The 1829-nt window shown below is 37.0% G+C and carries 2 protein-coding genes and 1 pseudogene; all 3 read left to right on the top strand.

The genetic code is table 11. The features are described 5' to 3' along the window. A partial coding sequence (locus H5158_RS23180) for a hypothetical protein (protein ID WP_220491405.1) occupies positions 1-245 on the top strand: 245 nt, incomplete at its 5' end. Positions 246-249: 4 nt separating this feature from the next. Beyond that, entirely contained in the window at positions 250-1173 is a 924-nt protein-coding gene (locus H5158_RS22395) for a hypothetical protein (RefSeq protein WP_182740949.1), read from the top strand. Between the two features lie 111 nt (positions 1174-1284). After that, a pseudogene (locus H5158_RS22390) lies at positions 1285-1829 on the top strand (hypothetical protein); the annotation flags it as partial.

Here is a 1829-nt window from a genome sequence, read left to right as displayed (position 1 = left end):
ATAACTGCGCCGCCATATTTAAAGCGCTCAACACAACCAGAATCACGTTTAGACTACGTGTTAAAACGTATCCGAAAGGTAAAGGTGCGTCAGTGAGCACAGCCTTTGAAGATAATAAGTTTATATTACCAGTATCAAAACGCGATGAGTACGGCGAGCTTGAAATACCAAATAAATGGCTCACAACCGAAGTGAATTTATCACTATGGAATTATGCGCTAAAAGAAGAATTAGGACTTGAGTAACAATATGATAAACACCGAGCAAGTATCTGAATTACGCCCCCCTAAAAAACCAACTGACATGGGAAAGCACTACCGAAAAGTGGAAGTCAATTATGACAACTTGTTAGGAGTAAACGATATATATTCAACTGATGGTCGTTATTACGGCGTATTATTAATATCAAGTATGAGGGATATCTTCCAAACTGCTACCGTTTTTACGGCATTAGTTTTTTTTGGTGTTTCAATTTTTATGCAAATTACGACTTTATTTAAAGCTGCCAGTATGGAGCAGTTTTTAGGTGCACATTTTTTACACCCTTTGTTTATCCTAGGGCAAGTCTTGTTATTAATTATTGCTTTTGTTTATCACCGTAAAGCGAGGATCCCTCGAGGTAAATTAGTCGTGTTTGATCGAAAAACCGGCAATGTAAATTTCCCTGCGTTTGGTGGCAACCCAGAACTAGTTATACCATTTGAAGAAGTTGAAATGTATCGAGGCTCGTTAGGCTTTAGTTTGGGAAGAGGCATGCCTGTTACAAGTTTAATCCCTAAAAAATACCCTAAGCATGGTAAAAGGGATTGCCAATACATAGTCGCGTTTGCTGATAGCTACGATGGGGCTTGTCAATCGTGGACATTATTAACGGAGTTTATGGATAAAAATAAACCAATCCCTTTTGGGTTGTTACAGTCTGTTCAACACCATTTAAATAAGGGAAATAGTGTTACATGGAGAGGTGATAAAATTGGTCCCTATATGGATAAGTATCCGCTCGATCCTGTCATAAAAAATAACTATAAGTATGTTTATCACGAAAATCGTGATGCAACAGAAGAGTACCCGAGGGATGAAGTTAATTATGTTATTGCGCCCTTTAGTGATGACCCCGTATTGCTAGAGAAAAATATAAAACGTGCGTACGAGCTCAATATTTTACTTTTGTGATTCAGGTTAAATAAAAACAGGTTTACAAGCCAACCGCTCTTTAACAATCAGAAAAGGAATTCAAACCTAGGCGGTGTATGCTGCCTAGGTTTATTAAAGCAAAGGAACCTGATGCAAAAAAATAATTACCTTGGTGTTGGAATAATGGCAAAGAAAACGAGGTTTAATCGTTTTTTTGAATATCGTAGTATAAAAAATATATATCACGAATTTAAAGGCCTGTGTTTTTTATATGATTGGCTTGATACGAACAAGTTATATGAAAATCAGCGCGAAAAATACAAGCTTGTCCCTTGTGGTAATAACCCTATAAAAGCCATATTATTCGGTCCAATGGCCATTGGAGCTGTATTAAGCTTAATTACATTAATTAGTATTTTATCACTTCCATTTTATGATGAAGGTGAAAATTTTCAGTGGTGGATACCACTTGTTACCTTTTGCTGGAACTTATTCTTCTTAAATTTACTACCAATAACGGCTAGGTATATACCTGATAAGATGATGTATCTTGACAGGCAAAACCAAACAGTCGGGTTTACTTTTGATATACCCGGTTGTGAACAACGAGATGACTTAGGTAACTGTTGCTTTAAATGGGAAGAGATTGTTTGCAGGCTAACCTCGAAAATGGGCGCGCCGGGTGTAATGAATTA

Source organism: Pseudoalteromonas sp. SR45-6, assembly GCF_014163545.1.
In the GTDB taxonomy this organism is placed as follows: domain Bacteria; phylum Pseudomonadota; class Gammaproteobacteria; order Enterobacterales; family Alteromonadaceae; genus Pseudoalteromonas; species Pseudoalteromonas rhizosphaerae.
The sequence above is the reverse complement of the archived record's forward strand: the minus strand, read 5'-3'. Positions and strand labels throughout refer to the sequence as shown.